Below are 16,613 nucleotides of genomic sequence, written 5' to 3'. Positions count from 1 at the left end.
CTAAAGACGGGTTTTGTGAAAGAATTAGGGAAGCGGATTGGTAATATTGCTCTTGGAATTTCTGCCGCCAGAGGTGTGGGTTATGTTGGTTTACTTGTGGGTGCCGTCAGTGGTGTCGATAGCATCTATGAAGCGTGCAAGGTGGATGGATCTGGGGATTGTGGTAAGACGACGACTAGAGAGATAGCTGGATTTATTGGTGGTTGGTATGGTGGAGTAAAAGGCGGAGTTGCTGGCGTTGGAGTCGCGATTGCTTTGGTTATTGGTGTGACAGCTTCAGCTCCTGCTCTAGCGATCGCCACAATCGGTGGCGTAGTTATTGGTGGCGCCATTGGCGGTATTATTGGATCTACTGCCGGTAAAGCTGGAGGTGATCTTGCTTATGATATCTATGAATGGGTGGTTGAATAAATGTCAAACGCTGTTTGGTGGGAGTTCTTTATCATGATTCCAGCGGCTATTTTGGGAGGGTATGCCATCATTTGGGCTGTGCCGGCTGTCATTATGAATGCGATCGTATCTTTAGGTAGCTTTAAGCATATTATTTTCATGGATAAACAATTAGCTAAAGACCTAGATAAATATTATGACGAAAAAGGCTATATGCGCCCGAAGTACCAGTTATCTTGGGAGATTGGCAGTCGTTGTTTTGATTATTGGTTTAAATACCCATTCATTCGTAAGCGTTCAACAACGAACTCAACTAAGTTCAAAATATTTATGTGGGTTAATGCGTTAGGCATGTGGAGCTGGATCGGTGTTTTTTGTTTTGGTTTACTCGGTAAACTGTTTAATATCATTTAACTATTCTGGGTTGAAATTAGGTGCGTGAGTGACACCACCTGCAACTGATTTAGTCACAATGTTGAATTTAAGAAGAGAGTGTTCGAAGACCGACTCACTGAATATATGTGTACTAATTCAGACCTGATCTGACAGTTACACAGAATTATTTACAGGGTCCATAAGCTTGATAACTTTAGTTAGTCTCCCTAAGCACTCAAAGATAGGGCCCTTGTTCATAGGCCTCCCATCATTACTAATTTTAGCCTACATCTACTCTGACTTTACTGACCATAATCCTAAGTTAATAAAAGCAACTTCTATGATCATGTTTATCGTTATCGTACTTTTACTACTCTACTTTCAACTTGTCGTATATTGATAATAGATCAACCTCAAGATTATAACTCTCGAGCCGTTCATCAATATTTCTGATAGTTTCTAGCTCCCCTTTCGTCAATGTAGACAAATCTCGATTGTTATAAGTAGAAATGGTTTCAGGAATCTTTGAACCACCGAAGCTTTGTACGTAATTGGATTCTTCTATTTTTGAGCAACGCTCCACTCTCAAGCTTCTCACAATCGGTATATATTTAAGCTCCTCAGGAGTAACATCACGCGCTGTTAAATCTTTTTTTCGCTGCTCATCATTAACACATTGTTCTATTTTTTGGTAATACAAATCTTCCACCTCACTAGCACTAGCAATGAAAGACCAAAGTAGAATAAAAACAGACGTAATATTAGCGAGTTTCATTGTATAAACACTTCCAAAACAATTTTTCTTGATAAGACAAGCCAGCTCTCATGTACATTCTTGCAGAGATATCCTCGACCCTTCGAACGAGTATTGGATTTGAAGACCTCATTGCTTTAGATAAGAGTTCAAAGTCTGTGGTGTAAATCTTATAGGAGGACATCAACACTCCATTGCCACCAAAAATATCTAACATTACAACCTCAGATGCTGGCGATAAATTCCGAAGTCGAATCCATACGCTCATCGAAACCTGCAAGAAGCGTGGGCTATCAAGCTTATCTCTACTGTCGGAGATCGTGCAAGCGGTCACTGCGCGTCAGCCATATCCAAACGTTCTTGGCTTGTAGAAAAACGTCAACCACCCACTGGTGAAAGCTTACGCTGCTTTTCTCTAGCAACTCGTTAGCTTTGTGGTAATCGTTTTTTAGTTGTGCCTTTTTTACTTGTTGCAAACTAGTCAATCGTTTGGCTTAGTTTGAAATAACGAAAGTTGGTTAGAGATAATTGTAAAGACATCGCTAACGCCTAAACGGAAGCACATTGCTCATATCAGTTAAAGGAGCATTTACTTTCGTGATCTGCTGAACGTATTCAACTAGTCGCTCGGTTGGGATGAAGCGCTGCTTCTTGTTGTTCACCTTAATGCTTTTAGTTTGACAATTGATATAGCTAGAAATTTCAAACGCCAGCGGCTGGCTTAAGCGATCGAGATTTCTATCCTCTAAGGTTTGCGTAACCCATTGGGCTGCGTCGGCTATATGGCCGTTAATACTCAGGTCGGTGTTTTTTATCCAGAGCGGCATAAACTCAATGTCATTGAGTTTTGATAGCAGTTTAGCGATGTCATAACGGCTGATTAAGCCGCTTGTTTCCAAGGAATTGGCTTCTAATGCTTCCACAAAGGCAAATTGCCACTCTATTTTTAACCGATTAGCGAGTTCGTCGGGCGAGAAAATCATTCGATTAAGCGGAATAAAGTAGGTGAAGCGGCTGTTGGCTTCACAAACGATTAAAGTTTTCTCTAGCGAACGGTAGCGGTTTTCAATCAGATGCACCTGCCAGCTCATGGTAACGGCATCAGAGCTCAGTTTATTAACTCCTGCTTGTTTACCCTCTTCCACTGACAAACGCGGAAAGTCGACTTTCAGCCATTTGTTAAGTGCATTGGTAGCGCTGAGTTGGAGCTGCATACAATCCGAACCTCTGATCAAAAAAAAGGCATCCGAAGATACCTCTGAAATTTATAGTTGGCCTGAGAAAGCTCGTTGAGACAGTGACTTAAAATTCTCTTCTAGTAATTCGAATGATTGTTGAAACTTAAGTTTCTTAGATCTGATATTCTTAGTCTTATTTACATACTCTTCTTGAATAGACATGTCAGGAAGAGGGATTATAAATTTTTTAATCTCAACCAAGTGTAGATCTGGGACTCCAGCACCTTTAATAGCTCTATCTGCCTGCCGCTTGAGCGCAGAGGTTGCTAATACTTCTTTTAAAAAGTGCGGATTAACCAATTCATGGTTAGGTTTAATTAATGCAACACTTACATATAAACTAAATTCCTTATCCACTTCTACGATTGCTGGTCTTCCATATGTCGCACCAACTTTTGTGTACAAAATATCGTGTAGCTCTGGATTACATCGTTTTATATACTTTTCATGAGCATTAGGCGAAATATATTTCGTATCATCGAAACTAAGAACTCCAGTCGTAATATTCTTAACCGAAATAAATGGAACTCCTGATTCAGTGTACTCTGGTTTTGAATGTACCCCATCCGTAATCTTTGTCGTAACTTCATCAAGTGTTATTGTCTCCCACCCCTTCGGGTTCGTCACCGGATCACCAAACATATCCAAAAACACGCTGCGTAGGAACTCATCGGCAAGGTCAATGGCTTGTTTGCGTTTCTGGCGAATGGCATCAGCTTTATCCAAAATGGCAGCGATGCGTTTTTGTTCGTCTAATGGTGGAAGTGGGATTTCATGCTCCCAAAAAACCTTCATCGAGACTCTAGGCATCTTCGCACCAGCCACTTGATCACTAATCCAGCTAACAAACTGTTTGGAACGTAAGTAGTGGACTAAATATCGACGGTCTAACACTTCAGGATTTGGAAGCATTGGAACAAGCTCTGTTGTAGCTAAGCCCTGTTCATCAGGAAGTACTACCTTATTCAAATATGGACGCAATTTTGAGTAGAGAACATGTCGACTATCAAACCAATGAGTGGAAGAGCCCGCCTCACTGAGTGGAGCTTTAATCTTATTAAGGACTCTTCCTGAGCCAGACTCAACCATATCAAGGTTAAGTTGCCATACATTATCGTCATCGAGCACAACTGGATTCTTCAAAGCCTTAGACGGCGCAACTTCACCAAGTTTTACCATCGGCCAACTCATAGCATCGACTCCAGCTCATTGATGTCGGCCAAGATCTCATTTTCTAGCGCTTTGAGTTTACTAAGAATCACTTTTGGTTCTTCGTAGTTTTCTTGCTCGTACACCACTTGTTTATATTTGTTGATTGACAAGTCGTATTTATTCGCTTTGATGTCGTCTTTCGCTACCAAGAAGGCTTTTTGAGTTTCGTCTGACCACTGCTCGGTTGATTCGCCTGCCATTACCGCCGCTTGGTAGGCTTTATACTGCTTAACTAAATCTGGCAGGTCATTGTCTTTGATTGGGGTACGCTTATCATCGAGCGACTTACCATCGGCCTGCACGTCGTAGAACCAAACGTTTTCGGTGCTGCCACCTTTGGTGAAAATCAGAATCGCGGTAGAAACGCCCGCATAAGGCTTAAACACACCACTTGGTAGCGAGATCACCGCTTCTAACTGGTTATCTTCCACTAGGTGTTTACGCAGGGTTTGGTGCGCTTTAGAGCTACCAAATAACACACCATCAGGGACGATGGTTGCCGTCCGGCCACCCACTTTCAGCATACGTTGGATCAATGCGACAAACAACAGCTCCGTTTTTTTGGTTTTGACTACTTTAAGCAAAGCAGGATCGACGTCTTCCTCATCCAAGCTGCCTTTAAATGGTGGGTTGGCAAGGATGATATCAAAACCGTTTTTCGCTTCATCAGGGAAGCGCTCAATAAAGCTTTGGCTTAGGGTATCTTGGTAGTGAATATCTGGTTGTTTTACGCCGTGCATCACCAAGTTCATTGCAGCGACGCGCAGCATGGTAGAGTCAAAGTCAAAGCCGTGGAACATATCTTCATCAATGTGCCAACGGTTAGAAAGTAGATCACCCGCGTATAGGGTATTAAATACCGGGTTACCATGCACATCTAGAACTGGTTTACCGTCTGCATCAAACGCTTGCTCTTTCTCTGTACCTTCTGGCGATGAGTACTTCTCTAGCAGGTATTCGTAGGTCGAAGACAAGAAGCCACCCGTACCACAGGCTGGGTCACAAACTCGGTGCGTTTCTTCTACATCGAGCATTTCAATCATGGCGCGAATAATATGACGCGGCGTGCGGAACTGGCCGTTGATCCCTGCGGTGGTCAGTTTAGACAGCAAGTATTCGTACAAGTCACCTTTTACATCTTTGTTTTCTAGTGGTAGTTCACTCACCAACTCAACCGCTTTCACCAATAGCGATTGCTTTTGGATCATGAGTTGAGCATCTTTCATAAACTCAGCAAACAGGGTGTCATCAGATGTGAGTTGTTTGAAATACGGAAAGAGTTCGTCTTTTACCAGTGGGTATAACTTTTCTGCGCTAAGGTGACGGAAGTTTTCCCAACGGATATGCTGTTTATCCTTCTCTTTATCTTCACTGATTGGAAAGCGGCGATTAAATGGCTTCCCCGTTCGTGCGCTACGTTTTTCGTCGTTACGCTCGTTCATGTCTAGCATGCGGGCATACATCAAATAAGTAATTTGCTCAACTACGGTTAACGGGTTGGTGATCCCGCCCGTCCAAAATTCTTCCCATAGTTTGTCAATTTGGCTCTTTAATGCGCCTGATGTAATCATTATCTGTTCTCTATATTCTTTTATAGCAATTGGTTGTAGTGTACTTGGCTGGAAGCCATTGCCAAAAGGTTAATTCACCACTTTCTCGACACTTGCTTGTTTCTCACCCAAATGGACACTAAAGCGGCGAACAAACTGTTCCACCACATCCGCTTGAGCAGGGATTGGAAATACGCCATCTAAACCAGCATCATCGATCTGGTTGAATGGTGCGTCGTACAACTGTTCAATATCAACGCTACCGTAGCGACAAAGGTGATTTTTGAGCATGCCGATAAAGCGTTGTTGTCTTGAATTAAGGTGTGTATGTACTTGCTGCACAAAGACTGTAAACTCATTTTCAATCGCTTTGGCATCCATGCCAACGATGGTACGCAAAATCTGATCGAGCCCTGCGGTGGATTCCGGGAAGAACTCTTTCAAAATCGAAAGATCGACATTTGGGTTTTGGGTATGCACCAGTGCGTTAAGCGTGTCTAAATCGGATTCTGTCACCGATTGTCCAGCTCGTATTTTCTGTAGCACTTCATTGGATTCAAACAACGGTGTCAGCGTTTTTTCGACCTCTTGTTTATAGATCTGGTAGTCCACCGTCACAATATCGGTTTTCACTTTATCAGTGCGATATTCAGCCGCATCCTCTTTCACATCCAATACAGGTGTTGGCTTAGGTGGCGGAGTCGCACCTTTATCACGCAAATGGATTACCGTTCGAAGCTCGCTTCGGCAGGCTTCCAATTCATGATGGTCAGCATCATTCCAGAAGTTCGGCTGCTGCACCTGCTTAATGGTACTGGCCTTACTGCGCACTTCGTTAAGGTGCATCGAAAGTGTGGTGACCTTGTCCATAATCGGCATCGCAACAATATCGACCTTGGAAGGTTGTTTGAGTTTGATAAGCTCAAGCTCTAAGAACTGGAGATCAAGACGCAAAGCTTCACTCTCACCAGTAATTGGCTTCCACTGCATAAGAGCAGCCATTTTAGTTCGCAGTAGCTCTTTGGTATCCGGAGCCATTTGGTGCAAGGTTTTCTCATCACTTAACTGCGCTTTGATTTGCCAGTTTTCTCGAACCTCGATGGTTTTATCGTTGAGTGAATCGATATCAGCTTTGATCTGTGGGATCACCGCATCGAAGATATCCATCTCTGCACGTTTAAGTGCCTCATCAGCCAAATTTAACCGCGCTTCAAATACCTTTTGCGCAAGAGACTTACCTTTTGCTCCGTCATCTTCATCTGGATTCATTTTGAAGTATTCAAAGTTGTTCCAGTGATCGAAGATCAAGAAATGTTTTTTATGTTCGCCTGGGCCAAACAAGTTCTCACACAAACGGGTACCACGACCGACCATTTGCCAAAACTTCACTTTCGATTTAATCGGTTTAGCAAACACAAGGTTAATACATTCCGGTACATCAATACCGGTATCGAGCATGTCGACAGACACCGCAATGGTGATTTCGTCTTTGTTGCCTTCGGCACTTTTGAAGTTGTCGATCAGTTCATCCGCTCGTTCGTATTTCGAGTGAATCACTCGACAGAAGTTGCCGCCCAAGTCAGGGTACATTTCAGCAAACAGATCGGCGATAAGTTCCGCGTGTTTGATGCTACGAGCAAAAATGATCGATTTACCCGGCAATTGATTGTCGGCATCTTTAAGACCACGTTCCATTAGATTACGGATGATCTGGCGGTTGGTGTCTTTATTGAAGATCGCTTTGTCAATCAGCTTTGAATCGAAATCGAGCTCATTCGGGTCGATACCTTGATCTTCAAGCTCAGCTATCTGCTCATCAGTGAGCTCATTGCCTTTTATGCCATCACGCAAGAATTTGGTAGTATGAGAAACGACTTTGAAAGGGACAAGGTTACCCTCTTCAATTGCCTGTTCTAGCGGATAGTTAGCCGTTGGCATTTTGTAGTCACAACCAAACAACTGGCTGGTCGAGCGGGAGATCATCTCAACAGGCGTTGCGGTCAAGCCCACTTGCAGTGCATCAAAATACTTAAATAGCTCGCCATATTTGTTGTAAATAGAGCGGTGCGACTCGTCGGCAATAATGAGGTCAAAGTGACCGACATCGAACTCTTCGAAGGTTTTCATCATGCCAGGGTAAGTGGCGATCACAATACGCGCTTTGCTCGCGAGATCTTTTTTGCTTTTACCTTTTACGAATAACGGCTCTTTGGTGAACTCGTTAAATGCATTTGCCGCTTGCTTGCGTAGCTCTTTACGGTCACATAAAAACAGTACTCGCTTTGCCCAACCGGCATCAAGTAAACGCTTGGTCAGCGCAATAGAAACGCGCGTTTTACCCGTACCTGTTGCTTGCACAATCAGCGCTTTGCGGTGCTTATCGCTAAATCGTTCACAGACACGAGTGATCGACTCCATTTGATAGAGTCGACCTGCGACTTCGGTATCAATCGGTGTGCTGTTGAGATCTTTTTTTAAAGCACGCTGCTGGATAAGGTATTGCAGACTGTCTTTAGAGTAGTAACCAAACAGTTTACGTGGTACGTAACCCTGAGCATCATCCCATAACCAGATATCATAGCCATTGGTATAAAAAATAACTGGGCGCTGACCCGTTTGTTTTTCTAACGCATCGGCGTAAATTTTAGCTTGCTCTTGCCCTGCTCGCGCATCTACTCGGGTTTTCTTCGCTTCGATAACCGCCAGTGGTTTGCCATTGTCGTCCCACAATACGTAGTCACAACGGCCTTTGCCTGATTGCGTCGGTTGACCATCTACTTCGTACTCTTTTGATACTTGCTCGGTGCTCACCTCTGCCAGAGCCACGTCCCACCCTTCACTTCTCAGCTCCGAATCGATTAGACGTTTGCGAGTTTCCGCTTCGTTAAAATCAAAGCTGTTTTTCAACTTTAGGGTATTGCGCTTGAGCTTGTCAGCTTTAGTTTGATCAACTTCCAACTTGAGCTTACTGGCAGTCTGCTGGGCCAAAAACTGAGCTTCTTTCGCTTCGTCAAGCTCTTTTAACGCCTGTGCCAACTGCTCACTATTCTGGGCGAGCTTTTGCTGTAGCTGTTTATTTTTACGTTTAAAATCCGCTTGGGATTCACCCTCTAACGGAGCATTATCAGGTTGAGTATAGCGAGGGCATTCGTCTTGGGAGCCATCCCCATAGGCGATGAAAAGCCAGCAACCAATTAGGTAAGATTCTTTGAGTAACCAGAGTGCGTCATGCTGATTGACATATCCGTCATGGGCGGCTTTGTTTCCGCCTTTGCGTACAGCATGAAATTTATCGAGAATATCTTTATGGATGATGGCAGTAAACGAGGCACTGGTCAGCTTGTCGTGAACCGACGCATTTGGCAAAACAGGTAAACGTAGCTCTCGGTAAAGATAACCAACGATTTTTTCGACATAGCAACGAAGCTTAACCATCGAGCTTTGAGGATCAGTCACCGCATAAGCTTCGGCAAATGCGCCTAGTTCAGCCAGCTCTGGCCAGTCTTTTCTTAGATGTTCAAAGTTCACTGACGTTTTCACTCTTATTGTACTCCTGACCTCGATGAGCAATGGGTGTGCCAACCCTGTTTTAGCCTGTTTACTTATTCTTCAATGCCTAATTTTGTCATCCAGCCGCTTAACGTTTGATGACTCTTTAGACCTAGTGCTTCAGCTGCTTTTGCATCACATTGGTTATCGCTGAATAATCTATCGGTGATACCAATCGAACTCGTTGGATAGTCACTGAGGTCTTAGAACGACCAACACAAGCAAGCTTTTTCTCTAGCCAACTTTTATAGTCATGCCATTCATCTTCCCATGTGCTGGCAAGGATAATAATGCTGTCTAGAGTTTTACCTTTCAAAGCAATGGTTGCAATTGAAGCAGGACTATCCAGCTTCATTTGATCAAGATCTGTTCTACCAAGCCAACTGATTAGAGTTGCCATTTTGATGTCCGTAACTATTTTTACTTATGGGAATAGAGTTTACAGTACATAACGCCAAGCAGATATTCAATTACTATAGTCATTGAAATATTGCTTATGAGATCAATTACTTTTTAACAGCTAAAAAAACGATAAACATTCCTTTAGACCAATTGCGCCACCGTATGCACGAGTTACCGAAAAATAAAGAGATTGGTAACTACTGCCAATCACTACAACCTTTGTCTAGTTCTCATTCCGAATTGATTTAGATCATTTTTCATTCAATCAATTGAGGTTATTTTGACATTGCGTTAACAGGAAAGTAACAAGGAAGATGCCAATGGAACTGAAACAAGACCCACGCTGCTACACAGATGTTTGCGTTAATGGAAAATGGTTTCACCATGACCACTGCACAACAACCGCATATATGCTCAAAGGCGGCGCTTCGTGTTCAATAGAACTCGAAAAAATGCCGGAAACCGAAAATGAACTTGTGGAACTTATTTCATCACAATTCTAATACTCAGAATCACTTTTCTATTCTCCTTTTCTTCTGAGTAACTGACAAAAATTCACTATATAAACAAGGCAGGTATCCCCCTGCCTTTCTCATTTAACGCTTAGTCAAGCCGCTAACTTACTTGTTTTGTAGGTATTAACGCCAAACACAACAATCACAGCTAACACAAATGGCAATACGTAGACATTCATCGTCCGCCAACCTACGGATGCCTCTAACCACCCTGACATTAAGGCCGTGATCGTCACACAGCTAAAGACAAAAAATTCGTTAAATGCCTGAGCTTTCGACTTATTGTGACTTTGGTAAGATTGACTAAACAATCCGGTTGCCGCAATAAACATAAAGTTCCAGCCGACACCTAAGAGAACCAGAGCCAAGCTGAAGTGCCAAATCGACTGACCATGTATATTGATGGCAATACATAGAATAAACAGTAAGCCGCCCGACAATATCATTCTTCTGGCACCAAAGCGTTCTATCAGACGGCCGGTAAAGAACGCAGGAACGAACATACCCAGAACGTGCCATTCGATCACGCCCGCCGCTTTATTAAAATCGAAGCCGCAACCAATCATAGCGAGTGGTGTCGCCGTCATCAGGATATTCATGACCGCATATGCCACCATTGCAGCGAACACAGACACCATAAAGTTGGGCGCTGTGATGATCGTCGCTAATGAGTCGACTTTGGTGACTTGCGTCGCTGACAGTGGCTTAGGGAACTGAATAGTTTGCAATAAGCAAAGCGCACAAATATTCAGGACAATCAGTGCCATAAATGCCCCAACATAAAGCCCATCGGAGGACCATTGCTGAGAGTAGATGGCCAAGTTTGGACCCAGTATGGCGGCCAACACGCCACCAGCCATTGAGATCGATATCGCACGATGCCTCGCACTTTCATCACACACTTCAATGGCTGCAAATCGGTACAGGGTGCCAAAACCGATCCCAATCCCCAACAAGAAAGTACCTGCGCAAAACAGAGAGAAAGCCTTTATAGACAAAGCATATGTCGCTAAGCTTGCTCCGCTAATACCGATGATATTACCAATGCTAAACCCTTTTCTACGCCCCAGCTTACCCATGATCAAAGAAGCTGGAATCGTCGCGCTCATCAAACCTAGAAATTGCACTGCGACAGGTAACGTAATCAGACTGCTATTGGGAGCCAGTGTTTTTCCTACCAATCCAATAACAGAAATCAAAAGGATATTACCAGTCATTAATAGCGCTTGGCACAGCGATAAAAGCCAAACGTTACGATTCATCGCAGTGCCTCTTTTACCGCAGCCTCAACGTGAATCATTACGGTATCGAACAACGGCACTCGCGTATCTGCCTGTTCAACCAGCAAACCAATCTCGGTACAACCAAGGATCACCCCTTGTGCTCCATCGGCATAGAGGTCGTCAATAATGGTGAGAAAGTCATCCTTGGAACGTTGACTGATCTGTCCTTGACAGAGTTCATCGTATATCACGGTATGAACGAGTTGACGCTGAACGCCATTTGGAACCACAACTTCAATACCATATTTATCGGTTAGACGTTGCTTATAGAAGCCCTGATCCATCGTATATGCTGTGCCTAATAGGCCAATTTTAGTGATTCCCTGCTCTGTTAACGCCTCACCAGTCGCATCCGCAATATGGAGAAGCGGGATGGAGATCGACTCTTCAACCTGCTGCGCCACTTTGTGCATGGTGTTGGTCGCGATAAGAACAAATTCTGCGCCCGCTCGTTCTAAAGACTGCGCCGCCTGACAGAGAATATCAGCATTGGCTTGCCAGTCGCCTGAGCGTTGTAGCGCTTCAATTTCAGCAAAGTCGACACTATTGAGTACCACTTTTGCCGAGTGCAAACCGCCTAACGCACTTTTTATACCTTGATTAAGCTGTTTGTAATACGTCACTGTCGACTCCCAGCTCATTCCGCCAATAATACCGATGGTTTTCATTCCGTTCCCTCTCCTAACCAGTTAAACCCACTAAAACAGATTGATGTAGAGAATACAAACAAAAAGCCTCTGGTGGTTAACCAGAGGCTTTAATCTTGCACTGAACAGACTAGTTGTCCGACGTGATCGGTAAGGTCTGTTTGACGTATTGTCCAGGCGCGGCTTCAATTGCAGGGAACTGTTCATTTCCTACCGTAAATGGCGCTACCTGTTCGTCTGGATTGAACGACAACAACCACTGGTGCCAATGCGTCCACCATGACCCCTCACTATGGGAAGCGTTTGACAACCACTCCTCTGCACTATCGTCCAGAGAATCGTTCGTCCAGTACCCATACTTCTCTTTGGCTGGATGGTTAACAATACCAGCAATATGACCCGATTCACCAAGCACAAAGGTTTTGTTTCCGCCAACGTTGAGCGCACCACGATAGGTGCCCTGCCACAATGCGATATGGTCTTCTTTGGTTGAAACGAAGTAACTTGGGATCTTGATTTTATTCAGGTCGATCCATACACCGCCAACTTTAACGCCTTTATCCGCCACCAACTTATTGTTGAGATATAGCTCTCTTAACATAAAGTTATGCGTATCCGCCGCGACGTTCGTGCTGTCACTGTTCCAATACAACAGATCAAAATCTACCGGGCTATTGCCTTTGAGATAATTATCTACGTAGTAATTCCAGTACAGGCTGTTTTCACGTAACAGGCTGAAAGTGACACTCAACGAGCGTCCATCCATGTAACCTTTGGCGTTATTCTGCACTTCGATTGCATTGATGATGGTATCGTTAATGTACGCCCCCACTTCACCAGGCTGCGAGAAATCGAGCAAGGTAGTGAAGAAGGACGCGCTCTTAATACGTTTCTTCATTCGCTTCGCGGCGTAGTAGGCAACCGTGCTCGCCAGAACCGTCCCGCCAATACAATAGCCTGCGGCGTTAATCTGTTCCTGACCGGTGATATCTTCAATGGCACTGACCGCTTTCACGACACCTTCAGTGACATAGTCGCCAAACTCGACATGCTGCTGAGACTTCCCGGGGTTACGCCATGAGATCATAAATACCGCGTGTCCCTGTTCCAGTAACCAGCGAACCATAGAGTTCTTTTCTCGCAGATCGAGGATGTAGTATTTATTGATAAAAGGCGGAACAATCAATAACGGTGTCGCGTTGACCGTTTCCGTCAAAGGGCGGTACTGAATCAGTTCAAACAATTCGTTGCGATACACGATGTCACCTTGGGTATTGGCAATATCCTCACCCAATCGGAACGCATTATTGTTGGTCATACGAATCTTGAGAATATCCGCACTCAACTCAACATCTTCTTTCAGTTGTTCCAAACCCGCTAATAAGTTCTCACCGTTTTGTTCTAGTGTCAGCTTAAGTAATTCTGGATTGGTCGCAATGTAATTACTCGGCGACAGTGCATTGATGGCTTGTCTAGAAAAAAAGCTAATGCGTTCTTTGCTTTTCTCATCTAGTCCTTCAATGCTGTTGATTGTCTCAAGATAGGTTTTGCTAAACAGTAGGTAAGACTGTTTGATGAAATTGAAAAAGATGTCTTTTTGCCACTCTTCGTTAGAGAAGCGCTTGTCACCTTTCTCTGCGCTGACGACGTCCTCAGTGTTGGCCGTAAGCGCGACATTTTGCCAAATCTGCAACTGCTGTTGCCACCACTCGGCCTGAATTTTAAGCAATGCCGCAGGTTGATTCGCCGCGCTTTCGAATAACTTGGCGGTATCTTCGAGGTTAACCTCTTGCATTGCTTTATTGAGTGGGGAGTTTGCGGCTGCCCTGCTCAACTCTAGATCTTCCCACCACTTTTGATTGGTTTCTTGGAGCTTAACAAGGTAGTCCGAAAAGAAGTTTTGTAACATATAACGACTCCTAAGATCGGAAAAGAGCCGCCTTTCGGCGGCAAAAAAGTCAGTGTTATGCAGGAGTCACTGTCTTAAGGTTTTCCGATGTCATTTGCTCAACATCGTCTTTGAACTCTTTCGCAATCGCCTGAAGCTTGTTGCTGTCGTCCATCATCTGTTGAGAAAGTTTGGTTAGTGCCGCTAGCTGTTGGCCACTAAAAGCGGTCAGTGACGTCGCATCTTTGATTTCACTGGCTGCTTTCATCTGAGCGAGACCCATATCGCTGTAAGTACGAATAGCGTTAAGCTGAAGCTCAGTGAGTACTTCAACATTCTTTGTCACTAGCTTGTTGAATTTTACGTATGGTTCCATTGTCTTTTCTGTTTGATCTGCAAACGTCTTGAAAAAATCTGTGTACATGGTTGGTACTCCTAAGTTAAGTCCATTTAATTGGGTTAGTTAATTGATTTGATAACAACAGCAGTCCCCATACCGCCGCCAACACAAAGTGAAGCGACACCGTATTGATTTCCACTGCGATTAAGTTCATGAATGAGTGAAACTAGAATTCTGTTTCCGGAGGCCCCGAGTGGATGACCAAGTGCTATTGCACCGCCATTAACATTGGCTTTATCAAGAATTGAGGAGACTGACACACCGTGCTTTTCAGCCAGTTGGTGAATCACACCCAGTGCCTGAGCAGCAAACGCTTCATTGAGCTCATAGACACCAATATCATCTGTAGTCAGTTGCGCTTTTTGCAATGCGAGGCTGACAGCTTCAACAGGGCCAAGTCCCATGATTTCGGGTTCAAGTCCAGACTGAGCATAGCTAACGACTTCAGCGATTGGTGTAAGCCCGTGCTCCTTCACCGCCGATTCACTTGCGACGATGATGGCACTGGCACCATCATTGATTCCTGACGCATTGCCTGCGGTAACTGTCCCTTCTTTATCAAACGCTGGACGCAGGTTTGACAAACCAGTCAGAGTCGCGTCAGGCTTTGGATATTCATCAGTATCGAACACGACGGTCTCACGACGTTTTTTAACATCAACCGAGACGATCTCTTGCTTAAACTTACCCGCCTCAATTGCAGACACCGCTTTTAACTGACTTGCCAATGCATATTCATCTTGCTGCTGACGGCTAATACCCACCAATTTGGCCACGTTTTCAGCCGTAACACCCATATGGTATTGGTTATAAACATCCGTCAGCCCGTCGTTAATCAGTAGGTCGGTCAGATTCATATTGCCCATTTTGTGGCCATCTCGAATACTTGATGGTGCTGTGAATGGGATTTGAGACATTACTTCTACACCAGCTGCTACCACGATATTTGCATCACCGGCTTTGATGTGGCTTGCGGCATCCATCACCGTCTTCATACCACTGCCACACACCATATTGAGTGAATAAGCAGGAACTTGATGCGGAATACCAGCGTAAATCGCAGCTTGTCGACCAACGCCCATACCTTGTCCGGCACTCACCACGTTGCCGACAATGACTTCATCGATCGCGTCAACCTTAACGCCACTGTCAGCAATCGCTGCTTTGATGGCAATTGACGCTAGATTGCCGGCAGAAATGTCTTTCAACGAGCCACCGAAAGCGCCGATCGGTGTGCGTTTTGCCGCTACAATAAATATTTTTTCCATCTAATCGTCCCTTTAATTCATGTATAAGCCGCCATTTACAGAGAGTGTTTCCCCTGTAATGTAGGCTCCAGCATCACTGACCAAATAAGAGACGGATTGTGCAATTTCGTGAGGCGTTGCAAGACGTCGCATCGGGATCTGCTCTTTAATTGATTCGAGCACTTCTGGACGCATATCTTCGACCATAGGAGTGCTGGTATAACCTGGTGCCACAACGTTAACCGTCACACCACTTCGAGCACCTTCCGCTGCAAGTGCTTTAGAAAAACCGATCATTCCGGCTTTAGCTGCAGAGTAGTTAGTTTGACCAAACTGTCCTTTAAGACCGTTGACTGAAGAGATGTTGATTACGCGACCATTCCCCTTTTCACACATCGCAGAAAATAGGGGCTGAGTAACATTGAAAACACTATTAAGGTTGGTTTCGATAACATCTCGCCACGCAGAAGGAGACATTTTTTTAAACAGACCATCTCGGGTGATCCCAGCATTATTGACGATCACGTCAATCGTTCCCTCTTCCTCAAGCAATTTAGCTAGTCGCTCAGCACATTGCTCGGTGTCTGTTACGTCAAGCTCAAACAATCGAACCTGATCTTGGTTAAATCCTTTTTCATTAAACCATCCCAACGCACACTCATAATTACCAGTATAGTAAGTGGCGATGACTCGGTAGCCATCCTCGACGAGTTGTGAGGAAATAGCAGAACCAATTCCGCCTTTCGATCCAGTGATCAAAGCGATCTTCTTCATTAAAAGACTCCATTCTTTACAGCAATTAATAACCCAAACAAATATTGAAAAGCTCTCGTAATATATTTGTCATTGCGACAAACATAGAATAAATAATCTAAGGCTTTTTACTTACATCTTATTAAACTAAGCTAATACCTAATTATTACACTTCAAATATTTTTTCACTTTTTATGCATAAAGGTGAACAAGGTCTCATATGGAATGAAATGTTATATCCTTGTTAACAATCGCTATCCAATTGATTAAACTAGACTTTAATTGAAATCCCATTCTGTCAATAACATCTATCTTGCTGTTTTTTCACGGTATATTAGTATTTACACTTATTTCATTAGTCTTCATCACTTGTTTAATGACAATGATTATCATGCAGTATAGTTTGAAAA

14 protein-coding genes and 2 pseudogenes are annotated in these 16,613 nt (G+C 44.0%); 4 read left to right on the top strand and 12 right to left on the bottom strand.

Translation table 11 applies throughout. From position 1 onward, the window contains the following. Positions 1–411 (top strand): annotated as a pseudogene (locus QTN94_RS15510) (hypothetical protein); the annotation flags it as partial. Next, positions 412–804, top strand: a complete 393-nt coding sequence (locus tag QTN94_RS15505) for a hypothetical protein (RefSeq protein ID WP_331428173.1) — start codon at positions 412–414, stop codon at positions 802–804. It abuts the pseudogene before it with no gap. A 331-nt stretch (positions 805–1,135) separates the two neighbouring features. Here the strand turns inward: QTN94_RS15505 and QTN94_RS15500 are convergent, their stop codons facing one another. Next, complete coding sequence (locus QTN94_RS15500; protein WP_331428172.1) at positions 1,136–1,540, bottom strand: hypothetical protein; 405 nt, start codon at positions 1,538–1,540, stop codon at positions 1,136–1,138. Positions 1,541–1,722: 182 nt separating this feature from the next. Between QTN94_RS15500 and QTN94_RS15495 the strand changes: the two are divergent. Continuing rightward, positions 1,723–1,890: pseudogene (locus tag QTN94_RS15495) on the top strand (IS66 family transposase); the annotation flags it as partial. Positions 1,891–2,061: 171 nt separating this feature from the next. Here the strand turns inward: QTN94_RS15495 and QTN94_RS15490 are convergent. The 5 genes from QTN94_RS15490 to QTN94_RS15470 form a co-directional block, all read right to left on the bottom strand. After that, entirely contained in the window at positions 2,062–2,733 is a 672-nt protein-coding gene (locus QTN94_RS15490; protein WP_331428171.1) for an amino acid adenylation, read from the bottom strand. Positions 2,734–2,784: 51 nt separating this feature from the next. Further along, positions 2,785–3,948: a restriction endonuclease subunit S gene (locus tag QTN94_RS15485; RefSeq protein WP_331428170.1), complete on the bottom strand. Its 1,164-nt coding sequence runs from the start codon at positions 3,946–3,948 to the stop codon at positions 2,785–2,787. Continuing rightward, a complete protein-coding gene (locus QTN94_RS15480) occupies positions 3,945–5,540 on the bottom strand; it encodes a type I restriction-modification system subunit M (RefSeq protein WP_331428169.1) in 1,596 nt (531 codons plus the stop codon). Before QTN94_RS15480 ends, QTN94_RS15485 begins: the two co-directional genes overlap by 4 nt. Before the next feature lie 69 nt (positions 5,541–5,609). Further along, positions 5,610–9,059, bottom strand: a complete 3,450-nt coding sequence (locus QTN94_RS15475; RefSeq protein ID WP_331428167.1) for a DEAD/DEAH box helicase family protein — start codon at positions 9,057–9,059, stop codon at positions 5,610–5,612. Positions 9,060–9,180: 121 nt separating this feature from the next. Further along, positions 9,181–9,468 carry a hypothetical protein gene (locus QTN94_RS15470; RefSeq protein WP_331428166.1) on the bottom strand — a complete coding sequence of 96 codons (288 nt, stop codon included), beginning with the start codon at positions 9,466–9,468 and terminating at the stop codon, positions 9,181–9,183. Positions 9,469–9,790: 322 nt separating this feature from the next. Here QTN94_RS15470 and QTN94_RS15465 point away from each other — a divergent pair, with 322 nt between their 5' ends. Beyond that, positions 9,791–9,973, top strand: coding sequence for a hypothetical protein (locus QTN94_RS15465; RefSeq protein ID WP_331418321.1), 183 nt, complete (start codon positions 9,791–9,793; stop codon positions 9,971–9,973). A gap of 104 nt (positions 9,974–10,077) precedes the next feature. Here QTN94_RS15465 and QTN94_RS15460 read toward each other — a convergent pair whose 3' ends face one another. The 6 genes from QTN94_RS15460 to QTN94_RS15435 all read right to left on the bottom strand — a co-directional run bounded on the left by QTN94_RS15460 (position 10,078) and on the right by QTN94_RS15435 (position 16,224). Then, the gene (locus tag QTN94_RS15460) at positions 10,078–11,247 is read right to left on the bottom strand and encodes an MFS transporter (RefSeq protein WP_331418322.1); all 1,170 of its coding nucleotides are present in this window, start codon (positions 11,245–11,247) and stop codon (positions 10,078–10,080) included. Beyond that, entirely contained in the window at positions 11,244–11,936 is a 693-nt protein-coding gene (locus QTN94_RS15455; protein ID WP_138970953.1) for an aspartate/glutamate racemase family protein, read from the bottom strand. Before QTN94_RS15455 ends, QTN94_RS15460 begins: the two co-directional genes overlap by 4 nt. Before the next feature lie 109 nt (positions 11,937–12,045). Beyond that, positions 12,046–13,824, bottom strand: coding sequence for a class I poly(R)-hydroxyalkanoic acid synthase (gene phaC, locus QTN94_RS15450; RefSeq protein ID WP_331418324.1), 1,779 nt, complete (start codon positions 13,822–13,824; stop codon positions 12,046–12,048). 55 nt (positions 13,825–13,879) lie between these two features. Continuing rightward, positions 13,880–14,227 carry a phasin family protein gene (locus QTN94_RS15445; protein WP_138970951.1) on the bottom strand — a complete coding sequence of 116 codons (348 nt, stop codon included), beginning with the start codon at positions 14,225–14,227 and terminating at the stop codon, positions 13,880–13,882. A 35-nt stretch (positions 14,228–14,262) separates the two neighbouring features. Beyond that, positions 14,263–15,471, bottom strand: coding sequence for an acetyl-CoA C-acetyltransferase (locus QTN94_RS15440; RefSeq protein WP_331418326.1), 1,209 nt, complete (start codon positions 15,469–15,471; stop codon positions 14,263–14,265). 12 nt (positions 15,472–15,483) lie between these two features. Then, positions 15,484–16,224, bottom strand: coding sequence for an SDR family oxidoreductase (locus QTN94_RS15435; protein WP_331418327.1), 741 nt, complete (start codon positions 16,222–16,224; stop codon positions 15,484–15,486). Positions 16,225–16,613 lie beyond the last annotated feature (389 nt).

The organism is Vibrio sp. M250220 (assembly GCF_036533795.1).
GTDB lineage: Bacteria > Pseudomonadota > Gammaproteobacteria > Enterobacterales > Vibrionaceae > Vibrio.
The sequence above is the reverse complement of the archived record's forward strand: the minus strand, read 5'-3'. Positions and strand labels throughout refer to the sequence as shown.

Bases quoted from the DNA above. Each gene is read 5' to 3' on its own strand.
- QTN94_RS15505 (WP_331428173.1), top strand. From the start codon at position 412: ATGTCAAACGCTGTTTGGTGGGAGTTCTTTATCATGATTCCAGCGGCT.
- QTN94_RS15445 (WP_138970951.1), bottom strand. From the start codon at position 14,227: ATGTACACAGATTTTTTCAAGACGTTTGCAGATCAAACAGAAAAGACA.
- QTN94_RS15485 (WP_331428170.1), bottom strand. From the start codon at position 3,948: ATGAGTTGGCCGATGGTAAAACTTGGTGAAGTTGCGCCGTCTAAGGCT.
- QTN94_RS15440 (WP_331418326.1), bottom strand. From the start codon at position 15,471: ATGGAAAAAATATTTATTGTAGCGGCAAAACGCACACCGATCGGCGCT.
- QTN94_RS15500 (WP_331428172.1), bottom strand. From the start codon at position 1,540: ATGAAACTCGCTAATATTACGTCTGTTTTTATTCTACTTTGGTCTTTC.
- QTN94_RS15490 (WP_331428171.1), bottom strand. From the start codon at position 2,733: ATGCAGCTCCAACTCAGCGCTACCAATGCACTTAACAAATGGCTGAAA.
- QTN94_RS15470 (WP_331428166.1), bottom strand. From the start codon at position 9,468: ATGGCAACTCTAATCAGTTGGCTTGGTAGAACAGATCTTGATCAAATG.
- phaC (WP_331418324.1), bottom strand. From the start codon at position 13,824: ATGTTACAAAACTTCTTTTCGGACTACCTTGTTAAGCTCCAAGAAACC.
- QTN94_RS15465 (WP_331418321.1), top strand. From the start codon at position 9,791: ATGGAACTGAAACAAGACCCACGCTGCTACACAGATGTTTGCGTTAAT.
- QTN94_RS15435 (WP_331418327.1), bottom strand. From the start codon at position 16,224: ATGAAGAAGATCGCTTTGATCACTGGATCGAAAGGCGGAATTGGTTCT.
- QTN94_RS15455 (WP_138970953.1), bottom strand. From the start codon at position 11,936: ATGAAAACCATCGGTATTATTGGCGGAATGAGCTGGGAGTCGACAGTG.
- QTN94_RS15460 (WP_331418322.1), bottom strand. From the start codon at position 11,247: ATGAATCGTAACGTTTGGCTTTTATCGCTGTGCCAAGCGCTATTAATG.
- QTN94_RS15480 (WP_331428169.1), bottom strand. From the start codon at position 5,540: ATGATTACATCAGGCGCATTAAAGAGCCAAATTGACAAACTATGGGAA.